A 20221-nucleotide genomic window follows, 5' to 3' on the forward strand; every position below is an offset into this window, starting at 1 on the left:
AATGAGCCTGCGTTTCGCCCCCATGGTTCCGACCGTGCGCGCCGCCGCGCTGCTGGCGCTGGCGGCGCCGGTCGCGCTGGTGATCGGTGCCACGCGGCCGGAGGCATGGATCGCGGCGCCGATCGTCGGGCTCGCGGTCTTCGCGCTGGTCTTCGTCGATGCGCTGCTGGCCGGACGGGCCGAGCAGTTCCGCGTGACCGTGCCGGGCGATGTCGAAGTGGGGGCAGAGGCCTCGCTGGCGGCGGAGGTCGTGTTGCGGGGCGGCCGTGCCTCGCGCGTCGATGTCGCGCTCGCCTGCGATCCCCGGCTGGTTGTCGGCGGGCGCGCGACGTTCGCCTTGGCGCGGAGCGAAGCGGGCTGGCGCGGGGATCTGGCGTTCCGCCCCTCGCGCCGGGGCACCGGCAAGGTCAGCCGCAGCTGGCTGCGCTGGACAGGCCCGCTCGGGCTTGGCGCGCGGCAGTTGGCGGGGGATCTCGACGAGGAGATCCGGGTCTGGCCCAATGTTTCCGCCGTGCGCTCGCCGGCCTTGCAGATCCTGCTGAAGGACGCGCAGTTCGGGGTGCTCGCGCGACGCATCCGGGGCGAGGGCACGCAGTTCGAAGCGCTCGCCGAATATGAGCCGGGCATGGACCGCCGCCGGATCGACTGGAAATCGTCGGCGCGCCACGTCCACCTCTATGCCAAGGAATACGAGGTCGAGCGCAACAACCAGATCGTCTTCGCGTTCGACTGCGGCCAGTCGATGTGCGAGCCGGTGGACGGGATGCCCCGCCTCGACCGCGCCGTTTCGGCGGCGCTGGCTACCGGCTACGTCGCGCTGAAGGGCGGGGACCGGGTGGCGCTGTTCGGCTTTGCCTCGAAGCCCGAAGTCTCCACGCCGTTCATCGCCGCCTCGCGCGATTTCCACCGCCTCCAACGCGCCGCTGCCGGGCTCGAATACCGCTCGGAAGAGCCCAACTTCACGCTGGCGCTGGCGACACTCGCCGCGCGGCTGGAGCGCCGCTCGCTGATCGTGGTCTTTTCCGAATTCACCGACCCGACGAGCGCGCAGCTCATGATCGAATCGATCGGGCGGCTGGTCGCGCGCCATCTCGTGCTGTTCGTCACCATCGCCGACGAGGAGCTGGAGGGCATTTCGGCCGCCGCACCCGATGACATGGAGACGCTGTCGATGGCGGTCTCGGCCGATCTGCTGCTGCGGCAGCGCGCGCTGGTAACGCGGCAGTTGCGCCAGCTCGGAGTCGAGGTGATCGAGGCTTCCCATGCCAGTATCGGCACCCGGCTGATCGACGCCTATCTCGCCATCAAGCGCGCAGGATCCATCGGATGAACGCCCCATCGACCGAAGCCACCGCAATCGCCCGCGCGGCGCTGCGCTCGGACCGCTTCCGGCTGGAGCGGGAGGCTGACTGGCAGCGGCTTGAGGCCATCGTCACGCGGATGGAGAAGGGGCGGTTGCGCCGCCTTTCCGACGAGGATCTGCTGGCACTGCCCGGGCTCTACCGCACGGTCGCCTCCAGCCTGTCGATCGCGCGCGAAACCTCGCTCGACGCGGCGACGCTCGCCTATCTCGAAGCGCTGGTGCAGCGGGCCTGGTTCGTGGTCTACGGTCCGCGCTCGTCCCTGTGGGACTGGCTGCGCGGCTTCCTGGGCGGCGGCTTGAGCGCGGCAGTGCGGTCGATCTGGGTCGATGTGCTGGTCGCGTTTGCCGTCATGGTGGCAGGCACGGTGGTCGGCTGGCTGCTGGTCGCGCACGATACCGAATGGTATTTTGCGATGGTCTCGCCCGGAATGGCGGGCAACCGCGTGCCCGGCGCCACGCGTGAGGTGCTGCACGGGGCGATCTTCGGGAACTCCGGACAATCGGGCATGAGCGTCTTTGCCGCCGGCCTGTTCAGCAACAATGCCCAAGTCTCGATCATGGCCTTCGCGTTCGGCTTTGCGCTGGGCGTGCCGACTCTGCTCCTGCTGGTGCAGAACACCGCTTCGCTGGGCGCGATGCTCTGGCTGTTCCATGGGCAGGGCCTGCTGGTGGATTTCATCGGCTGGCTGGCCGTGCACGGGACGACCGAGCTGTTCGCGATCCTGCTGGCGGGCGCGGCCGGGCTCCACGTGGGCCGCTCGATCGCCTTTCCCGGCAACCGCCCGGTGCTTCAGGCGGCATCCGAGGCAGGCCGCCGCGCGGCCGTGGTCATGACCGGGGTGGTGCTGATGCTGATGGTTGCCGCACTGCTGGAAGGCTTCGCGCGGCAATTGGTGGACCAGACGTTCGGGCGCTTCGTCATCGGCGGCTTCATGCTGACCCTGTGGTGCGCCTATTTCTTCGCATTCCGCGGCAATCATGCCGGAGTGCGCCGGGCATGAGCCGCTCGCCCTCGCGCCATCGCGGTTCGTCGCGCGATCGTCTGCTGGTGACGCCGGAAGGGATCACGCTGCCGATCACCGTCGCCAGCCGGGGCTCGCGACTGGGGGCGCTGATCCTCGATTTCATCGTCATCATCCTGGTAATTATCGGGATGTCGCTGATCCTCGCATCGGTCGCCGGCGGGTTGGAGAAAGTCGACCACGCGGTCAGCGAGAACACCGCAGCGGGCCATGCCATGCAGTTTCTGGCGGTCCTGTGGATCATTGCCATGTTCCTGCTGCGCAATGCCTATTTCCTGTTCTTCGAGCTGGGCCCCCGCGGCGCGACGCCGGGCAAGCGGCTGGCCGGTATCCGCATCGCCGCGCGCGACGGCGGACGGCTCACGGCAGAAATGGTGATCGCGCGCAACCTGTTGCGCGATGTCGAGCTGTTTCTGCCGATCGTATTCATTGCCATGGCCGGGGTTGCCAGCGGTCTCGGCTGGCTGGCGGCGGCGGGTTGGTTTGCGATCTTCCTGCTGTTCCCGCTCTTCAACCGCGACAGCTTGCGCGCGGGCGACGTGATTGCCGGATCGTGGGTGGTCGAACGCCCGCGCCGCAAGCTGGAGGCGGCGCTGTCGGTCGGCACCGAGACATACCGGGACGAAGACTTCGGCGCCGCGCCGCAACGCGACTATCGCTTTTCCGAGGCGGAACTCGCGGTCTACGGCGAATACGAGCTTCAGGCGCTGGAACGCGTGCTGCGCGAGAAGCGGGCTCCGGCGACGGAAAGCGTCTACCAGACGATCGCCCACAAGATCGGCCGCAACGATGGCTGGAATGACGAGCACGCCTTCCTGGAAGCCTATTACACCCAGTTGCGTGCCCGGCTCGAAGCGGGCATGCGCATGGGCCGCCGCAAGGCCGACAAGCATTCCGGGGATCCGCGTTGACGCTCGCATTGACCATCGTCGAGGATGACCTGACGGGTCGGGCGGTGCTGGACCTGCTCCAGTTCCACCTTGATGAGATGCACAAGTGGTCCCCGCCTGAGAGCGTCCACGCCATGCCCGCCGAGCGCCTGCGGCAGAAGGACGTGACGTTCTTCTCGGCTTGGGATGGTGAGCGGCTGGCCGGATGCGGCGCGATCAAGCACCTCGATGCGGGGCACGGCGAGCTGAAGTCGATGCGCGCGGCGCCCGAATATCGGAGCAAGGGCGTGGGCAAGGCGCTCCTGCGGTACTTGCTGGAAGAGGCCCGCGCACGCGGCTACACCCGCGTCAGCCTGGAGACCGGCAGGCCCGAACCGTTCCACCCCGCGCAGGGCCTTTACCGCGCGCATGGCTTCAGCGAATGCCCGCCATTCGGGGACTATGTTTCCGACGATTTCTCGATCTGCATGACGAAAGAACTGTGATGGACGCCACTTTGAACCTGCGCCTCGCCACTCCGGCCGACGCCGCCGCATTGGCCGAACTCGGTGCCCGCAGCTTCATCGTCAAGTTCGGGGACATGTACCGCCCGGAAGACCTGTCGAACTTCCTGGCCGAATCGCATAGCGAGGCCAAGATCGCCAAGGAAATCGCCGATCCGGCGATGCGGGTGATGCTGGCCGAGGCGGACGGGCAATTGCTTGGCTTCTGCAAGCTGGTCATGACTTGTGGTTGGGCCGAGCATGCGCGCGGCGCGCGGGTGATCGAACTCAAGCAGCTCTATACCGACCCGGACGTGACCGGCCGGGGCATCGGTGCGCGGTTGATGGACTGGGCGCTCGACACGGCGCGGGATCATGGCGCGGACGAAATCCAGCTCTCGGTCTGGAGCGGCAACGACGGTGCGCAGAAGTTCTATGGCCGCTACGGCTTTGCCAAAGTGGCCGACATCCATTTCATGGTCGGTGAACAGCGCGACGAGGAGTTCCTTTTCGCCCGCCTGCTCGGCTAAGCTACGCCATGGCTTATGAAACGCTGATCGCGGTTGCCGATCTTCACGCGCTGCTCGCCGCTGGCGAGGACGTGCTGATCCTCGATTGCGAATTCGAACTGGGCATGCCCGACAAGGGCCGCGAGGCCTATCGCGCCGGGCATTTGCCGGGCGCGCGTTATGCTCATCTCGACGATGACCTTGCCTCTCCTCCGGACGGGCGGAACGGTCGCCATCCGCTCCCTTCGCGCGTGGCTTTTGCGGCCTATCTGCGTTCGGTGGGGCTGCGGCAGGGGCAGCAGGTGGTCGCCTGCGATTCAAACGGCGGCGCCTGGGCGGCGCGGGCGTGGTGGCTGCTGCGCTGGATGGGCCACGCTCCGATTGCCGTGCTCGATGGCGGCAAGCAGGCCTGGACCGCGGCGGGACTGCCGCTGGAGAGCGGAGAGCCTGCCCCTGCGAGGCTGGGAGACTTTGTCACGGGTGATCCGCTGGTGGCCGCGCCCTTGAGTGCCGACGATGTGCAGGCCAATATCGAGGTCGGGGCCGCGCAAGTGCTCGACGCCCGTGATCCGTCGCGTTTCCGGGGCGATCCCAATCCGCTCGATCCGGTGGCAGGGCATGTTCCCGGTGCCCGCAATCGCTTCTTTCGTGACAATCTCGGCCCGGATGGACGCTTCCGCGCGGCGGATGAGCTGGCGAGCGAATTCGCCGCGTTGCTGGGCGGAAAGCCGGCGATCCTGTCCTGCGGCTCGGGCGTGACCGCGTGCCACAACGCGCTCGCCATGGCGCATGCGGGGCTTGCTGGAGCCCAACTCTACCCGGGTTCGTGGAGCGAGTGGATTGCCGATCCCACACGCCCGGTGGCGACCGGCGCGGACTGATCCACGCGAAAGCGCCGCCCCTGCATTCGCAGGGACGGCGCCAATATGAAGCGGTAGTGGCTTACTTCGCCAATTCGGCCTGAATCGCGTCCACCAGCAGTGGATCCTGCGGCGCCGTGCCCGGCGCGAAACGACCGACCACCGAACCATCGCGCGCGATCAGGAACTTTTCGAAGTTCCACAGCACTTCGGGATCGTCGTTGGGCGTCATGCCGTAACCCTTGAAGCGCTCCTTCATGGACTCGACATCGCCCTGCTTGGTCGGGATGGCATCGGTCAGCGCGGCATAGAGCGGCTGCTTGGCTTCGCCGGTAACGTCCGCCTTGGTGAACAGCGGGAACGAGACGCCGTAGTTCACCTGGCAGAATTCGACGATTTCCTCGTTCGTGCCGGGCTCCTGCGCGCCGAAGTCGTTGGCGGGGAAGCCGAGCACTTCGAAGCCCTTGCCCTTGTACTCTTCGTAGAGCTTTTCGAGGCCCTCGTACTGCGGCGTGAGCCCGCACTTGGAGGCGACATTGACCACGAGGAGGACATTGCCCTCGTGCTTGGCAAGAGTATCGGTGCTGCCGTCGATGCGGGTCAGCGGGATGGTAGCGATCTCGGTCATGCGGGGACTCTCCCTTGGAATCGATCGGGTGGTTCGGTGCGGGAGACTGCGCCAGCTCGATGACGCGGGCAAGACGCCGCATCCGCCCAGGCCATACGGGCAAGGCCGAAATCCATTCGAGATCATGGGCATAGGAAAGGGGATCGCCCCGGCGAAGCGCGCCGACCCCCGTTGCGATCAGGCCCCAGCAGCGGATCGATAGTCGGCGATGATGTCGCCGCACTCGGCCAGTTCGGCTTCGTGCCCTTCCTCGCGCCATGTTTCGGCGAGCGCTTCGGCTTCCCACTGCTTCATCGCCGGGTGATCGAGCACGGTATCGACCCAGGTTTGGCACGTGCCGACATCAAGGCCATACGTGCGGATGCGATAGGCCACGGGCGCGAAGAAAGCGTCCAGCGCAGTGAAGCTTTCGCCCGCCAGCCAGGGGCCGCCGAAGCGCGACAGGCCCTCGCTGAAAATCTCGCGCAGGCGGGCGACGTCACGCACCAGCGCCGGGCGCATCGTCTTGGGACGCACGCGCACGCCGACGTTCATCGTGCAATCGTTGCGCAGGGCCGAGAAGCCGCCGTGCATTTCGACGACGGCACATTGCGCGAAGGCCCGCGCCGCTTCGTCGGTCGGCCAGATACCGGCGTGGCGGTCTGCCAGATAGAGCGTGATGCCCAGCGAATCCCACACCGTCCGCTCGCCGTCGAGCAGCGCGGGGACTTGCCCGGTGGGCGAGAAGCTGCGGAAGGCTTCGTAATTGGCGGCGGTGAAGGGCTCGATCCGATCGGTGAAATCGAGACCGAGCGCCTTCATCAGCACCCATGGCCGTAGCGACCAGCTGGAGTAGTTCCGATTGGCGGTGATCAGTGTGTAAGCCATCCGGAACTCTCCTTTGCGGGCGTCAGGTTATGTAGTGCGCCGTGGTCTTAGCGGCGACTTCATCGGCCGTCACGCCCGGAGCGAGTTCGATCAGCTTGAACGGGCTCTGGTGGTCGGGCCGCTGGAATACGGCAAGGTCGGTGACGATCATGTCGACCACGTTTTTGCCCGTAAGTGGCAGGGTGCAGGTCGGGATGAACTTGGGATCGCCGTTCTTGGCATTGTGCTCCATCACGACGATGATCTTCTTCACGCCGGCCACGAGATCCATCGCGCCGCCCATGCCCTTGATCATCTTGCCGGGGATCATCCAGTTGGCGATGTCGCCGTTCTCGGCAATTTCCATCGCGCCCAACACGGCCAGATCGATGTGCCCGCCGCGGATCATGCCGAAGCTGGTGGCGCTGTCGAAATAGGCCGATTGCGGCAGTTCGCTGACGGTCTGCTTTCCGGCGTTGATGAGATCGGCGTCGACTTCATCGGGATAGGGGAACGGCCCGATGCCGAGCATGCCGTTCTCTGACTGGAGCGTCACCGTCATGCCCGAAGGCACATGGTTGGCCACCAGCGTCGGGATGCCGATGCCAAGGTTCACGTAGAACCCGTCCTGAAGCTCCTGCGCCGCACGGGCGGCCATTTCGTCTCTGCTCCAGGACATCAGGCGGTCTCCCTCTCGCGGGTGGTCGTGAATTCGATCTTCTTGTCGTAAGGCGCGCCGAGCACGAGGCGCTGGACGAAGACACCGGGCAGGTGAATGCCGTCCGGATCGAGCGAGCCGGTGGGAACGATCTCTTCCACTTCGACGACGCAGACCTTGCCGCAGGTGGCGGCGGGCACGTTGAAGTTGCGCGCGGTCTTGCGGAACACGACGTTGCCGGTCTCGTCCGCCTTCCACGCCTTCACGAGCGACAGGTCCGCGAAGATGCCTTCCTCAAGGATGTATTCCTCGCCCCGGAAGGTCTTCACTTCCTTGCCCTCGGCAATCTGGGTGCCGACGCCGGTCTTGGTATAGAAGCCGGGAATGCCCGCGCCGCCCGCGCGCATGCGCTCCGCCAAGGTGCCTTGCGGGCAGAATTCGACTTCCAGTTCGCCCGAGAGGAACTGGCGCTCGAACTCCTTGTTCTCGCCCACGTAGGACGAGATCATCTTCGAGACCTGCTTGGTGCGCAGCAGCTTGCCGATGCCCTCGTTGTCGATGCCGGCGTTGTTGGAGGCGAAAGTCAGGTCCTTCACGCCCGAATCGCGTACTGCGTCGAGCAGGCGTTCGGGGATGCCGCAAAGGCCGAAGCCACCGGCGGCGATCAGCAGGCCGTCCTTCAGCAGTCCGTCCAGCGCGGCAGAGGCGCTGGGGTAGATCTTGTTCATGCTGTTCTCCCGTTTGGAGCGAACCTAGACAGCCAATCCCATTACGAATAGCGATTGTTTTTTATCGGATTCGATAATCAGGCATTATGAAACGGATTGCCCTCTTCCACCTCGAAACGCTGATGTGGATCGATCGGCTCGGCACGTTCGCAGGTGCGGCACAAAGACTCAATACCACGCAGCCTGCCATCTCGGCCCGGGTGCGGGAGATCGAGGAACAACTCGGCGTACCGCTGTTCCAGCGCGACGGGCGGCGCATGGTGCTGACCGCGCGGGGGCGGCGGCTGGTCGAGGCAGCGGAACCGCTGCGGCAGGGGCTCGAACAGGCCCTGCTCGAAGCCAGTGACTTCGCGGGCGCGACCGGCAGCGTGCGGATCGGCTCGGGTGAGATCGCCGCCGCCAGTTGCCTTCCCGGCTTCATCGCCGCCATCGAGCGCGAGCGGCCAGGCGTCACCATGGAGATCGAACTCGACCTGACCGCGCGCCTGCTCCAGCAATTGCTGGCGGGCACGCGCGACATCGTGTTTCTCGCCGGTCCCGTGGCCAGCCCCGGGATCCGCACCGCGCCGATCGGCGCGGTTGAACTGGTCTGGGCGGCGAGCCCAGCCGTAGCCGCCGCCGGCGGCTTCGCGCAGCCCTTGCCGGTGTGGTCGCTGCCCGACCATTCGCCGCTCCATGCGGTAACGATGGCCGCTTTCGAAACCGGTGGGCCGGTGCCGCGCTCGTTCAACACCTGCAACAATGTGCGCAAGCTGATCGAGATCGTCGCCTGCGGTCAGGGCGCGGCAGTCCTGCCCGAAATCATGGTGCGGGGGGAACTTGGCGCGGGCACGTTGGTTGAAATCCTGCCTCGCCCCGCGCGGCGCATCCACTTCGAAGCAGCGATCCGCACGCGCGAGCGGGAGGCCGTGGTGCTGGACCTGTTCGAACGGGCGGCGCGGCTCACTATCGATAGCGCTGATCTCTGAAAACGTCATGCCCTCAGGCGGATGCGGGAAATTGCGCGGGGGCAATTGGGGCTTTGATCTGGATCATGGTGGCTGCATACCTGCGGACTAGGGTCAGGACCTATCAATCACGCCTGCAAGGTTTGAAGCAAAATGGCTCAGCGCGAGGAAGGAAGACGCAGGAATATGTCCATATTTCAAGGCTTCCTGACGCTGCGCTGGGCCATTTTGATCAAATCCCTTCGGGACACTGGAATGGCTTCCATCTCGAACCAAAGCGACTTTGGACGGGCAACCAGCCCGCCCGGCAGTCGCTTCGGTCCGATATGTTCGCCATTCCAGTGCCTCGCAGGCGTGATTGATAGGTCCTGACCCTAGGGTGGATCCGATACACGGAGGAATGCCATGCGCTCGATACTCGTGAACGCCGACCGCAAGCCCGCAAGCGACGCGCGCGTCGATACCGCACTCGAACTGGCGCGGCTGCTTGGCGGTCATGTCACCGTCCTCGTGGACACTCCGGTCTCGCGTTATATCGCGATGGATCCGATGGGCGGCAGCTATGTCATCAGCGAGGCGCTGGACAAGGCCCGGGCCGACGATGACGCCGCAGCCGAAGCGATCGAGGCGCGGCTTGCACGCGGCGACGTGCCGTTCGAAGTGGTGCGCAGCGAGGACGATCCGGTGCCGGCACTGTCTTCGGCGGCGCGGCTGGTCGATCTGGTGGTGCTCTCGCGGTCGAGCGGGATCGTTGGCGACGTGGCGCTCTCTGCGCGGGCTCCGGTCCTTGCGCTGCCGGATGAGGGCGGCTTGAGCCTGCCGATCCGCCGCGCGGTGATCGCCTGGGACGGCGGCGAGCAATCGGCCGCCGCGCTCAAGGCATCGATCCCGCTGTTGGCGAGTTGCCAGCTTGTGAAAGTCGTGACGGTGACGGAAAAGCCCGGCGGCTTTCCTGCCACCGACGCGCTGCGCTATCTGTCGCGCAGCGGCATTCACGCGGAACTCGAAGAACTCGAACGGCGCGGCTCGACCGAGGAGACGCTGGCCGTGGCCGTGCGACAGGCCCACGCCGAACTGCTGGTCATGGGCGCCTATGGCAAGAGCCGCATGCGCGAGTTCCTGTTCGGCGGAGTGACCGCCTACTTCCTGTCCAATGCCGAGGCGCCGGCCCTGCTTTTCGCGCACTGATCGCCCGCAAATCTCACGGCAAATTCACCCATGGCCGGCTCCGTCACTACGGGGCCGGCCATTTTTATCGCGTCGTTAAAGGGTGCGCGCGCTCCTGTCCGGCAAGATTACCCCCAAATCGGTTCGACCGCCTGAAACGGGCGCGCCGACTTCGCGCAATTTGCTAACCTGGGTGAGGAGATATCGCGGCGCAGCAGAAAATGGGCGCAGCAGTGGCCCGATCCATCGCCCGGCCGATCGCGCCTGCATCAACGTTGAACCCCGATTCACTTTGCAACTCACGGTAATTACGTCATTTTATGGGTATTACGCGGTGTAGTTCGATGGTTTGCAACAGCGATTGCGTGATTTGCAACATCGGTTTCGGGCTTTCGCACTTGCACAATCGACGTCGGGGAGTCATACAGAACTTGCCTTTCAGGCATCCTCTCCCAAAACTTCCACGGCCCGGTCGGCAACGTCCGGGCCTTTTTTTGTCCATCGAAGATGGGCGAAATGGATGCGCTTCCCGTCGCCTCCGGGTTTTCCGCGCGGCATTCCGGTGTCTGACCCGTTTGAAATCCGACAGACGCATACCTAGTTCCTTGATCACGTTCCCATCGCGCCTGTCCCGCAAGGCGGGCGCCCCCCATCGGCATCGGGAGCCGGAAAGGAATCTCATGGCGGAAGCCCCAACTCAGGTGGACGAACGCGTGGTCAAGCTGCAAGTCGCGGCGGCCCGGCAGGAGGAAAGCGGTCAGGGCATCGCCCGGCTGTCGCGCGGGGCGCTTTCGGCGATCGGCGCGATGGAAGGCGATGTGCTGGAAATCTCCGGCAAGGCCGTCACCGTGGCACGCGCTGTCCTGGCCTATCCCGAGGACGAAGAGCTTCAGGTGATCCGCCTCGACGGTCTCCAGCGCGTCAATGCGGAAGTCGGCTCGGGCGACCATGTTACTGTTCGCAAGGCGGAATCGCGCGCCGCACAGCGCGTGGTCTTCGCGCCTGCGCAGAAAGACATGCGCCTTCAGGGGCCGTCCGCCGCGCTCAAGCGCAACTTCTTCGGCCGCAGCATGGTGCAGGGGGACATCGTCGCCACCACCGGCCAGCAGCAGGTTGCAGACATTCCCCCCGAACTGCGCCGCATGTTCAATGCGCCGGCTTTCGCGCTGACGCAGATCCGCCTCAATGTCGTCTCGACCACGCCGCGCGGCATCGTCCATATCGACGAGCACACCGAAGTCGAACTGCGCGAACTGTTCGAGGAAGCCGAAGCGGCGCGCGGCGACGTCAATTACGATGACGTTGGCGGCATGAGCGATACCATCCGCCAATTGCGCGAGATGGTGGAGCTGCCGCTGCGCTATCCCGAGTTGTTCACCCGCCTGGGCGTGGCGCCGCCCAAGGGCGTGCTGCTGCACGGCCCGCCGGGGACGGGCAAGACGCGTCTCGCGCAGGCGGTCGCCAACGAGAGCGAGGCCAACTTCTTCTCGATCAACGGGCCGGAAATCATGGGTTCCGGCTATGGCGACAGCGAGAAGGCGCTGCGCGAGGTGTTCGACGCGGCGGCCAAGGCCGCGCCCGCGATCATCTTCATCGACGAGATCGACTCCATCGCCCCCAAGCGCGACCAGGTCCACGGCGAGGCGGAGAAGCGCCTTGTCGCGCAACTGCTCACGCTGATGGACGGGCTGAACAGCCGTGCCCACGTCGTCGTCATCGCCGCCACCAACCGGCCCGATGCCATTGATGAGGCACTGCGCCGGCCCGGCCGGTTCGACCGCGAGATCGTGATCGGCGTGCCGGACGAGAGCGGCCGTCGCGAGATCCTGGGCATCCACACGCGCGGCATGCCGCTGGGCGATCAGGTGGACCTGAAGGAACTGGCCCGCACCACGCACGGCTTCGTCGGCGCCGATATTGCCGCGCTCGCGCGCGAGGCGGCGATCGAGGCGGTACGCCGGATCATGCCCCAGCTCGACCTTGAGGCGCGGACGATCCCGTCCGACCTGCTGGAAAGCCTGCAGGTCACGCGCGAGGACTTCGTGGAAGCGCTGCGGCGTGTCCAGCCTTCGGCCATGCGCGAGGTGATGGTGCAGGTGCCGAACATCGGCTGGTCCGACATCGGCGGGCTCGACGAGGCGCAGCTCAAGCTTCAGGAAGGCGTCGAACTGCCGCTGAAGAACCCGGAAGCGTTCCGCAAGCTGGGCATCCGTCCGGCCAAGGGCTTCCTGCTCTTTGGACCTCCGGGCACCGGCAAGACGCTGCTCGCCAAGGCCGTGGCCAAGGAGGCCGAGGCGAACTTCATTTCGATCAAGTCCTCGGACCTGCTGTCGAAGTGGTATGGCGAAAGCGAGCAGCAGATCGCCCGGCTCTTCGCCCGCGCGCGGCAGGTAGCGCCCTGCGTCATCTTCATCGACGAGATCGACAGCCTCGTGCCCGCGCGCGGCAGTGGTTCGATGGGTGAGCCGCAAGTGACCGGCCGTGTGGTGAACACCATCCTTGCCGAGATGGACGGGATGGAGGAGCTGCAATCGGTGGTGCTCATCGGCGCCACCAACCGGCCGACGCTGGTCGACCCGGCGCTGCTGCGGCCCGGCCGTTTCGACGAACTGGTCTATGTCGGCACGCCGGACGAGGCCGGACGCGTGCATATCCTTGGCATCCACACCGCGAAAATGCCGCTGGCGGACGATGTCTCGCTCAAGGACATCGCCGCGCGGACCCAGCGCTTTACCGGTGCCGATCTGGAGGACGTGGTGCGCCGCGCCGGTCTGATCGCCATCCGCAAGCGCGGGGCCGACGTGGAAGCGGTGACCAAGGCCGACTTCGAGGATGCGCTCGACGATAGCCGCGCCACCGTGACCGAGGAGATGGAGGACGAATATTCGCGTATGAAGGGCGAATTGAAGAAGCGGGCGATGGAAGTTGCTCCGCTTGGCTTCATTACGCCGGGGATGGTGGAGCCGACCCGGCCGAAAAAGCACGGCGAGTGATGAGCGGGCAGGGGGTGACGACCGCCCCCTGCTCACCCTGTACTCTTAATCCCAACACTTCCCTTAATCTCAACATTTCCCGTCATCCCCGCGAAGGCGGGGATCCCGCTTGTTCTTTTTTTTCAGCACGCGGAGACGCGGAGACGCAGAGAGAACGGCGGATTGCTGCACGGTCTCTCTGCGTCTCCGCGTCTCCGCGTGAACTCAAGAAAAGCGGGGCCCCCGCCTACGCGGGGGCGACGGTGATTATTTAGATCAGCGTCACGCTGGCCACCGGCTCAGGGACAGACTTGCGTGATCTGGTAGATCCCGTTCCAGTTCTTGCCCGTCACGAAAATGCGCTTCTTCTTCGCGTCCCAGGCGATACCGTTGAGGACCGAATCCATGCCGAACGCGCCGTCGCCCCGGCGCAGGCCGGAAAAGTCCACCCAGGCCTTGATATGGCCGGTTGCCGGATCGATGCGGGCGATGCGGTCGGTCATCCAGACGTTCGCCCAGATCTCGCCGTCGATCCATTCGAGTTCGTTGAGGTTGTCGACCGGCTGGCCATCGGCGGTGACGGCCAGAGTGCCGGTCTGGCGCATGGTGGCGGGATCGCGCAGGCGCAGGCTGGACGATCCGTCGCTCTGGTAGATGATATTGCCATTGCGCGTCATGCCCCAGCCTTCACCTTCGTAGCTGAAGGAACCGACCGGCTTCAGCGTCTTGCGGTCCCACCGGAAACCCTGCCCGCCGCGCCAGGTCAGGCTGATGATCTGGTCCTTCCAATCGATGATGCCCTCGCCGAACAGCGAGGGATCGATCGCCGCCTGCGTGATCGGGGTGGCATCCTCCAGCGTGCGCACGACGATCCGCGAGGCGCCCTCGCGCCCGGTGCTCTCGTAGAGCAGCCCGTTGGAATAGAAGAGCCCCTCGGTAAAGGCGCCCGGATCGTGCGGGAAGGTGGCGTCCACGCGGTAGCTGCAAGTCGGCACCGGTTCCGCATGGGCGGGCGTGGTCGCCGCCGGCCCGGTCAGCACGGCCAGGACGACGAGAAAACCGGGAACCTTGCGGGCGTGGGCGACGGCTGCGGAACGGACCATGCGCCAGCGACTGCCGTACTCGTTTGCGCCCCGCAAGCCCCCGAGCGTGGTTTGACGTCACAAAGTGCGACCGGCTGCGCTTTCGATTAACCATCTGGCAACGGAGGGAGGCATAATCTCAGGGCAATTCGGGCATATACTGTTAACCACGGCGTGAGGATTTCCGTCATGACCCTGTCCGCCGCCAATGAGGCAAGTGCCGAGGCTGATGCCTTCGCCAGCGATCCCGCCGTCTACAAGACCCTGCTCGAATCGACACTGGCGATTCCGTGGCGGATCGACTGGGCGACCATGACGTTCGCCTATATCGGCCCGCAGATCGAACCGCTGCTCGGCTGGCAGCGCGATAGTTGGAAAACCATCGACGACTGGGTGGCGCGCATGCATCCCGAGGACCGCGAGACGGTGGTGGAATTCTGCGTCTCGCAATCGATGGCGGGCGTCGATCACGAGGCCGACTATCGCGCGCTGACCAAGGACAACGGCTATGTCTGGATCCGCGATGTCGTTCATGTCGTGCGCAAGGAAAACGGCGAGGTGGACAGCCTGATCGGCTTCATGTTCGACATTTCCGAACGCAAGAAGACCGAGCAGGAACTGGTCGACATGCACAAGCGGCTGGAGACGCTGTCCTTCGAGGATGCCCTTACCGGCGTGTCCAACCGGCGCATGTTCGATCTGCACCTCGACACCGAGTGGAAGGCGGCCTGCCGAGCCGGCCAGCCGCTTTCGCTGGTCTTGCTCGATCTCGACCACTTCAAGCAGTTCAACGACAACTATGGCCACGTCGCCGGAGACGAATGTCTGGTGGAAGTGGCCGAAGCGCTCAAGCAGGCCGGTGGCCGCCCGCGCGACGTGGTGGCCCGTTTCGGCGGCGAAGAGTTCGTGCTGCTCCTGCCGGAAACCGATTGGGAAGAGGCCAAGGCCCTTGCCGAACGCTGCCGCAGCGCCATTGCCGGGCTCAAGGTGCCCCACGCGGGATCGGAGTGCAGCGACTGCGTCACCGTCAGCATCGGTGCGGGCACGATTGTCCCCACCGACACCGATCACCCGCGCGACTTCATCCGCGCGGTGGACGACATGCTTTACCTGGCCAAGCAGGATGGCCGTAACCGCGTCATGGCGACGCGGCTCTAGGCTTCAACTGGAGCTGGCCCGACGGTCGCCGAACTCGGCCACCGCTTCGGCCAGCGCGGGGCCGGGGGCAAGTTCCACCGGCGCCACCTGCAAGGTGCGGCGGCGGACCAGCGCCTCGGGCATCTCGCGGCGGATCCAGTCGAGCATATGCTCGCGCATCGCGCAGCGCAGGTCGAACAGCGTCGATCCGTCACGCGCACTCATCAGCAGGCGCACTTCCATGGCCTCGGCCTTGTGGTCGGTCACTTGCAGCACTTGCGCGCGCCCGTCAAAGAGGCGGTGGGCGGTGACGGCGCGGCTATATTCCTCGCGCAGCGGCGCCACGTCGATTCCCGGATCGAGGTAGATCATGACGGTGCCGAGAAGCTGCGAGGTGGTCTTGGTCCAGTTCTGGAAAGTGTCCTCCAGAAAACGCGTGGTCGGCACCACGAGGCGGCGCTGGTCCCAGAGATTGACCACCACATAGGTCGTTCGGATCTCCTCGATGCGGCCCCATTCGCCGTCGAGAACGACGACATCGTCAATCGAGATCGGCTCGGTCAGCGCCATCTGGAAGCCGCCGATCAGTGCCTTTAGCGCTGGCTGCGCGGCGGCGCCGACTGCCAGTGCGGCCAGCCCTGCCGAGGCCATCAGCGTGGCGCCTATCTTCATCACGCCCGGAATCGAGAACAGCATCAGCGACACTGTCAGGAAGACGATGGCGAATGTCGCGATGCGGCTGAGGATCGCGAGCCGCGTCCGCCGCCGCCGGGCGCTGCGGTTGTCCTCCACCGTGATATCCGCGCGCAGCGTCATCGCCTCGACCAGCGAGTGGAGGATGGCGATGGCGATCCAGCCCACCAGCAGCGGCATGACGAAGCCCGCGACCCGCTCCCAGAACGCGCTGAGGGCCGGGGTCTGCCGCGCCGCCAGCACCACGCCCATGACCACGAAAGCCCAGCGCGTCGGCCGGGCAAGGCGGGCGACGAGGATGTCGTCGGACTGGCTGATACTGGCCCGGACGATCCGTCCGAGGATGCGGAACAGCACGAAGTGCGCGGCCAGTGCGATGGCCGCGCCGATGGCACCGGCAATCACGGCGATGAGGATTTGTGCCGCCCAGTCAGGCAGGGCACCGACGTAGCGATCGATCAGCTCTGTCATGAGAGGGAAACCGTGCTGCAATGCAACAGTTTCCTCTAATCCTTCGTCTCGTCGGGGTTTTGGCCCGGCTGGCGGAGCGTTTCACCCTAACACCTCCGTCGTCCCCGCGAAGGCGGGGACCCCGCTTGTTCTTGAGACGTGGCGAGAAGGAAGCGGGGCCCCCGCCTTCGCGGTGGCGACGAAGTGTTTTTGGCGCGAGTGTTTTTTGGGCGGGAAGGTAAGTCGGGGCCAGCTTCCGGACGGCTGGCTGGCCCCTTGTCTTGGGCTTAGTGCGCCGCGCCCCAGCTCAGGCCGGAGCCCACTTCCACGCCAAGCGGGACATCGAGCTTTACGGCCGGTTCCGCCGCGCTCGCCATCACGTGCCGGATCACGGCCGAGGCCGCTTCGACATCCGCCTCGGGCAGTTCGAACACCAGTTCGTCGTGCACTTGCAGCAGCATGCGGACATGGCCGAGGCCCGCTTCGGCGAGCGCCGAGTTCATGCGGGCCATGGCACGCTTGATGATGTCGGCGCTGGTGCCCTGGATCGGGGCGTTGATCGCCGCGCGCTCGGAGCCCTGACGTTCGGCCTGATGCTTCGAACCGATGCGCGGGAACCACGTCTTGCGGCCGAACAGCGTTTCCGAATAGCCCTTGCCGCGCACGGATTCGAGCGTCTCGTGGATGTAGCGCTGGATGCCCGGGAAGCGCTCGAAATAGCGGTCGATCATCGCCTGCGCCTCGTCCGCCTCGGTGCCGAGACGGCCCGCAAGCCCCCAGCGCGAGATGCCGTAGAGGATCGCGAAGTTGATGGTCTTGGCGCGCCCGCGCGTGTCGCGGTCCACCGTGCCGAACATTTCCATCGCAGTGCGCGCGTGGATGTCCTCGCCATTGGCGAAGGCTTCCTTGAGGCTCGGCACGTCGGCCATGTGCGCGGCAAGGCGCAGCTCGATCTGCGAATAGTCGGCGGAGAGCAGGACATGGCCCGGCTCGGCCACGAAGCAGTCACGGATCTGGCGGCCGAGTTCGGTGCGCACCGGAATGTTCTGGAGATTGGGATCGGTCGACGAAAGGCGCCCGGTCTGCGCGCCGACAAGGCTGTAGCTGGTATGCACGCGGCCAGTCTTCGGGTTGATCGCGGCTTGCAGCGCCTCGGTATAAGTCGAGCGCAGCTTGGAAAGCTGGCGCCATTCGAGCACTTTGGTCGCGACTTCGGCACCTTGCGCGGCGAGGCCTTCGAGGATCGACTGGTCGGTCGAGTACTGGCCGGACTTGCCCTTGCGCCCGCCCTTGTAGCCGAGCTTGTCGAACAGGATATCGCCCAGCTGCTTGGGGCTGCCGATGGTGAATTCCTGGCCGACCTTGGCATAGATATCGGCCTCCAGCGTGCCGATAGCCTCGGCGAACTGGCTGGAGAGACCGGCCAGCTTCTCGCGGTCCACCTTGATGCCGTGGCGCTCCATCTGGGCGACGACGGGGATCAGCGGACGGTCGACGCGCTGATAGATGCGCGTGCCGCCTTCCTCCGACAGGCGCGGGGCGAGCAGGGCGTGGAGCCGCCAGGTGACGTCGGCATCCTCGGCCGCGTAAGGCGTGGCGCGATCCAGCGGGACTTCGCCGAAGGGGATCGCCTTCTTGCCGGTGCCGCAGACGTCCTTGAACAGCATGGTCTTGTGCGAAAGATGGCGCTCGGCCAGCTCGTCCATGCCGTGGCCGCCGCCGATACCCTCGATCGAACGGCCCGCGTCGAGGCAGAAGCTCTCGATCATCGTGTCGTCCACTGGTGCAACCTCGATCCCGTGGCGGGCGAGGACGTTGAGGTCGTACTTGATGTTCTGGCCGACCTTGAGGACGGCGTCGCTTTCCAGCATGGGCTTGAGCAGCGCCAGCGCCGTGGCCAACGGCACCTGCTCCGGCTTTTCCGCGAACATGTCGGTGCCGCCGTGGCCGAGCGGGATGTAACAGGCATCGTTCGGCCCGAGCGCAAGGCTGATCCCGGCAAGGTCCGCCTGCATCGAATCGAGCATCGAGGTTTCGGTATCGACGGCAACCACGTGCGCGGCATGGGCGCGGGAAACCCAGCGCTCCAGCGCCTCGACCGTCTGCACGCATTCGTAGGCGGCGTAGTCCACCGCCGGCCATTCCGGCAGCGACTGGCGCGCGGCGCCTTCGGAGGGGCCGCTGCCTGCGGTCGCGGGCTTGGCGGGATGCAACTGGGTGGCCCGCTCGGGGCTGCCGTTGCCAAGGTCGAGCCGTTTGAGCAGGCTGGTGAAGCCATGCTTGCCGAGGAATTCGGCCAGCGGCGCGGGCGGAATGGCGTCGAGCTTGAAGTCCTCCAGCGCCATCGGCAGCGTGCAGTCTTCCTTGAGCGTGACGAGCACCTTGGACAGGCGCGCCATCTCGGCCTGCTCGATCAGGCGCTCCTGCAACTTCGACTTCTTCATCGAAGGCGCGGCAGCGAGCGCGGATTCGAGGTCGCCATAGTCCTGGATCAGCTTGCTCGCGGTCTTGGGGCCGACGCCGTAGACGCCCGGCACGTTATCGACCGAGTCGCCCATCAGCGCCAGCACGTCACCCACCTTTTCGGGCGGGACGCCGAACTTTTCGACCACTTCCGGGATATCGATCCGCTGGTTCTTCATCGTGTCCAGCATATCGACGCAGCCGCCGCCGATGCCGCATTTGCCGACGAGCTGCATCAGGTCCTTGTCCGAAGACACGATCGTCACGTCCCAGCCTTGCGCCGTGGCGGCGCGGGCGTAGGAGGCGATGAGATCGTCCGCTTCGAAGCCCGGTTCCTCGATGCAGGGCAGCGAGAAGGCCCGCGTGGCGTCGCGGATCAGCGGGAACTGCGGGACCAGATCCTCGGGCGGCGGCGGGCGGTTGGCCTTGTAATCATCGTAGATATCGTTGCGGAACGAGTGGCTGCCGGCATCGAGGATCACCGCAAGGTGAGTCGGTCCGTCGGCCTTGTTGAGGTCGTCCGCCAGCTTCCACAGCATCGTCGTATAGCCGTAGACCGCGCCCACCGGCGTCCCTTCCGGGTTCGTCAGGGGTGGCAGGCGGTGATAGGCGCGGAATATGTAGGCCGAGCCGTCGACGAGATAGAGATGCTGCTTGGAATCCATGGCGCAACCCGTAGCAGCGCCGGGGCGGGCCGTCAGCAGGCCAGTGCATTTCCTCGGGGGCCTGCATTTCGTGGGGACGTGATTTCCCCCGGGAACCTTCCGCCGATCTCTCGGTTTCGCTGCGAATGCTTGAATCGCGGCTTGTGGGGGCCTAATTCTGCGCGACCTGATGGGAGCGGCCGGCCACGCGACCCCCGCGAGTGGCACCCGGATTCGACTTCAGCAAAGAGGGAAGACTGAAAACATGCGCAAGACCCTGATCGCCGTGACTGCCGCCGCCGCTGCACTTTCGCTCGCCGCCTGCTCGCAGAAGACGCAGGAGAACGCTTCGGACACCGTGACTTCGGCCGCCGAAGACGTGTCGCAGGCCGCCGACGACATGGGCGATGCAGTGGGCGTTGCCGGCGACAAGGCCGCGCGGGCTGCCGACGATACCAAGGATGCGGCCAGCGAAGCGGCAAAGTCCGCCGAAAAGACCGTGGACGATACCGCCGCCGATGCCGCCGCTGCCGCCAGCGACGTCACCAATGCCGAGAACGAGCCGCACGACTCTTCCGCTCCGCAGCACTGAGGCTGAACAGGGCCCGGGCTTCGGTTCGGGCCTTCCCAAACGAAAAGCCCCGCCGGATCGTCTCCGGCGGGGCTTTTCGTTTTTGGAG

The 20221-nt window shown here is 65.7% G+C and carries 18 protein-coding genes; 11 read left to right on the forward strand and 7 right to left on the reverse strand.

Annotation, left to right across the window (positions count from 1 at the left end; genetic code table 11):
• The first annotated feature begins 1 nt into the window (after position 1).
• The 6 genes from EDF56_RS13050 to EDF56_RS13075 are packed head-to-tail and all read left to right on the forward strand — an operon-like array spanning position 2 to position 5147.
• Positions 2 to 1330, forward strand: a complete 1329-nt coding sequence (locus EDF56_RS13050) for a DUF58 domain-containing protein (protein ID WP_132388041.1) — start codon at positions 2 to 4, stop codon at positions 1328 to 1330.
• Positions 1327 to 2364, forward strand: a complete 1038-nt coding sequence (locus EDF56_RS13055; RefSeq protein WP_132388043.1) for a stage II sporulation protein M — start codon at positions 1327 to 1329, stop codon at positions 2362 to 2364. Before EDF56_RS13050 ends, EDF56_RS13055 begins: the two co-directional genes overlap by 4 nt.
• Positions 2361 to 3296 carry an RDD family protein gene (locus EDF56_RS13060; protein WP_132388045.1) on the forward strand — a complete coding sequence of 312 codons (936 nt, stop codon included), beginning with the start codon at positions 2361 to 2363 and terminating at the stop codon, positions 3294 to 3296. The genes EDF56_RS13055 and EDF56_RS13060 overlap by 4 nt, the downstream gene beginning before the upstream one ends.
• Complete coding sequence (locus EDF56_RS13065; RefSeq protein ID WP_132388047.1) at positions 3293 to 3760, forward strand: GNAT family N-acetyltransferase; 468 nt, start codon at positions 3293 to 3295, stop codon at positions 3758 to 3760. Before EDF56_RS13060 ends, EDF56_RS13065 begins: the two co-directional genes overlap by 4 nt.
• Positions 3760 to 4287, forward strand: a complete 528-nt coding sequence (locus EDF56_RS13070) for a GNAT family N-acetyltransferase (protein ID WP_243652572.1) — start codon at positions 3760 to 3762, stop codon at positions 4285 to 4287. Before EDF56_RS13065 ends, EDF56_RS13070 begins: the two co-directional genes overlap by 1 nt.
• A gap of 8 nt (positions 4288 to 4295) precedes the next feature.
• A complete protein-coding gene (locus EDF56_RS13075; RefSeq protein ID WP_132388049.1) occupies positions 4296 to 5147 on the forward strand; it encodes a sulfurtransferase in 852 nt (283 codons plus the stop codon).
• Positions 5148 to 5208: 61 nt separating this feature from the next.
• On the opposite strand, the gene EDF56_RS13080 is transcribed toward EDF56_RS13075, so the two are convergent.
• From EDF56_RS13080 to EDF56_RS13095, 4 genes are all read right to left on the reverse strand, one after another.
• Entirely contained in the window at positions 5209 to 5754 is a 546-nt protein-coding gene (locus EDF56_RS13080) for a glutathione peroxidase (protein WP_132388051.1), read from the reverse strand.
• 177 nt (positions 5755 to 5931) lie between these two features.
• Positions 5932 to 6621 carry a glutathione S-transferase family protein gene (locus tag EDF56_RS13085; RefSeq protein WP_132388053.1) on the reverse strand — a complete coding sequence of 230 codons (690 nt, stop codon included), beginning with the start codon at positions 6619 to 6621 and terminating at the stop codon, positions 5932 to 5934.
• Positions 6622 to 6643: 22 nt separating this feature from the next.
• On the reverse strand, positions 6644 to 7279 hold the full coding sequence (locus EDF56_RS13090; protein WP_132388055.1) for a CoA transferase subunit B: 636 nt from the start codon (positions 7277 to 7279) through the stop codon (positions 6644 to 6646).
• A complete protein-coding gene (locus EDF56_RS13095; RefSeq protein WP_132388057.1) occupies positions 7279 to 7986 on the reverse strand; it encodes a CoA transferase subunit A in 708 nt (235 codons plus the stop codon). Before EDF56_RS13095 ends, EDF56_RS13090 begins: the two co-directional genes overlap by 1 nt.
• A gap of 86 nt (positions 7987 to 8072) precedes the next feature.
• On the opposite strand from EDF56_RS13095, the gene EDF56_RS13100 reads away from it, so the two are divergent.
• The 3 genes from EDF56_RS13100 (at position 8073) to EDF56_RS13110 (ending at position 13093) form a co-directional block, all read left to right on the forward strand.
• Positions 8073 to 8954, forward strand: a complete 882-nt coding sequence (locus EDF56_RS13100) for a LysR family transcriptional regulator (RefSeq protein ID WP_132388059.1) — start codon at positions 8073 to 8075, stop codon at positions 8952 to 8954.
• A 384-nt stretch (positions 8955 to 9338) separates the two neighbouring features.
• Complete coding sequence (locus EDF56_RS13105; RefSeq protein ID WP_132388061.1) at positions 9339 to 10121, forward strand: universal stress protein; 783 nt, start codon at positions 9339 to 9341, stop codon at positions 10119 to 10121.
• A 659-nt stretch (positions 10122 to 10780) separates the two neighbouring features.
• Positions 10781 to 13093 (forward strand): CDC48 family AAA ATPase, encoded by a 2313-nt coding sequence (locus EDF56_RS13110; RefSeq protein WP_132388063.1) that lies wholly within the window; start codon positions 10781 to 10783, stop codon positions 13091 to 13093.
• Positions 13094 to 13371: 278 nt separating this feature from the next.
• Here EDF56_RS13110 and EDF56_RS13115 read toward each other — a convergent pair whose 3' ends face one another.
• Complete coding sequence (locus tag EDF56_RS13115; protein WP_132388065.1) at positions 13372 to 14175, reverse strand: glutaminyl-peptide cyclotransferase; 804 nt, start codon at positions 14173 to 14175, stop codon at positions 13372 to 13374.
• Between the two features lie 168 nt (positions 14176 to 14343).
• Here EDF56_RS13115 and EDF56_RS13120 point away from each other — a divergent pair, with 168 nt between their 5' ends.
• Positions 14344 to 15312 (forward strand): sensor domain-containing diguanylate cyclase, encoded by a 969-nt coding sequence (locus EDF56_RS13120; RefSeq protein WP_132388066.1) that lies wholly within the window; start codon positions 14344 to 14346, stop codon positions 15310 to 15312.
• Positions 15313 to 15315: 3 nt separating this feature from the next.
• Here the strand turns inward: EDF56_RS13120 and EDF56_RS13125 are convergent, their stop codons facing one another.
• Entirely contained in the window at positions 15316 to 16455 is a 1140-nt protein-coding gene (locus EDF56_RS13125; RefSeq protein ID WP_132388068.1) for a mechanosensitive ion channel domain-containing protein, read from the reverse strand.
• Between the two features lie 266 nt (positions 16456 to 16721).
• Complete coding sequence (gene polA, locus EDF56_RS13130) at positions 16722 to 19562, reverse strand: DNA polymerase I (RefSeq protein ID WP_132388070.1); 2841 nt, start codon at positions 19560 to 19562, stop codon at positions 16722 to 16724.
• 244 nt (positions 19563 to 19806) lie between these two features.
• On the opposite strand from polA, the gene EDF56_RS13135 reads away from it, so the two are divergent.
• Positions 19807 to 20133 (forward strand): hypothetical protein, encoded by a 327-nt coding sequence (locus EDF56_RS13135; RefSeq protein WP_132388072.1) that lies wholly within the window; start codon positions 19807 to 19809, stop codon positions 20131 to 20133.
• Positions 20134 to 20221 lie beyond the last annotated feature (88 nt).

The organism is Novosphingobium sp. PhB165, from assembly GCF_004341845.1.
Lineage (GTDB): Bacteria > Pseudomonadota > Alphaproteobacteria > Sphingomonadales > Sphingomonadaceae > Novosphingobium.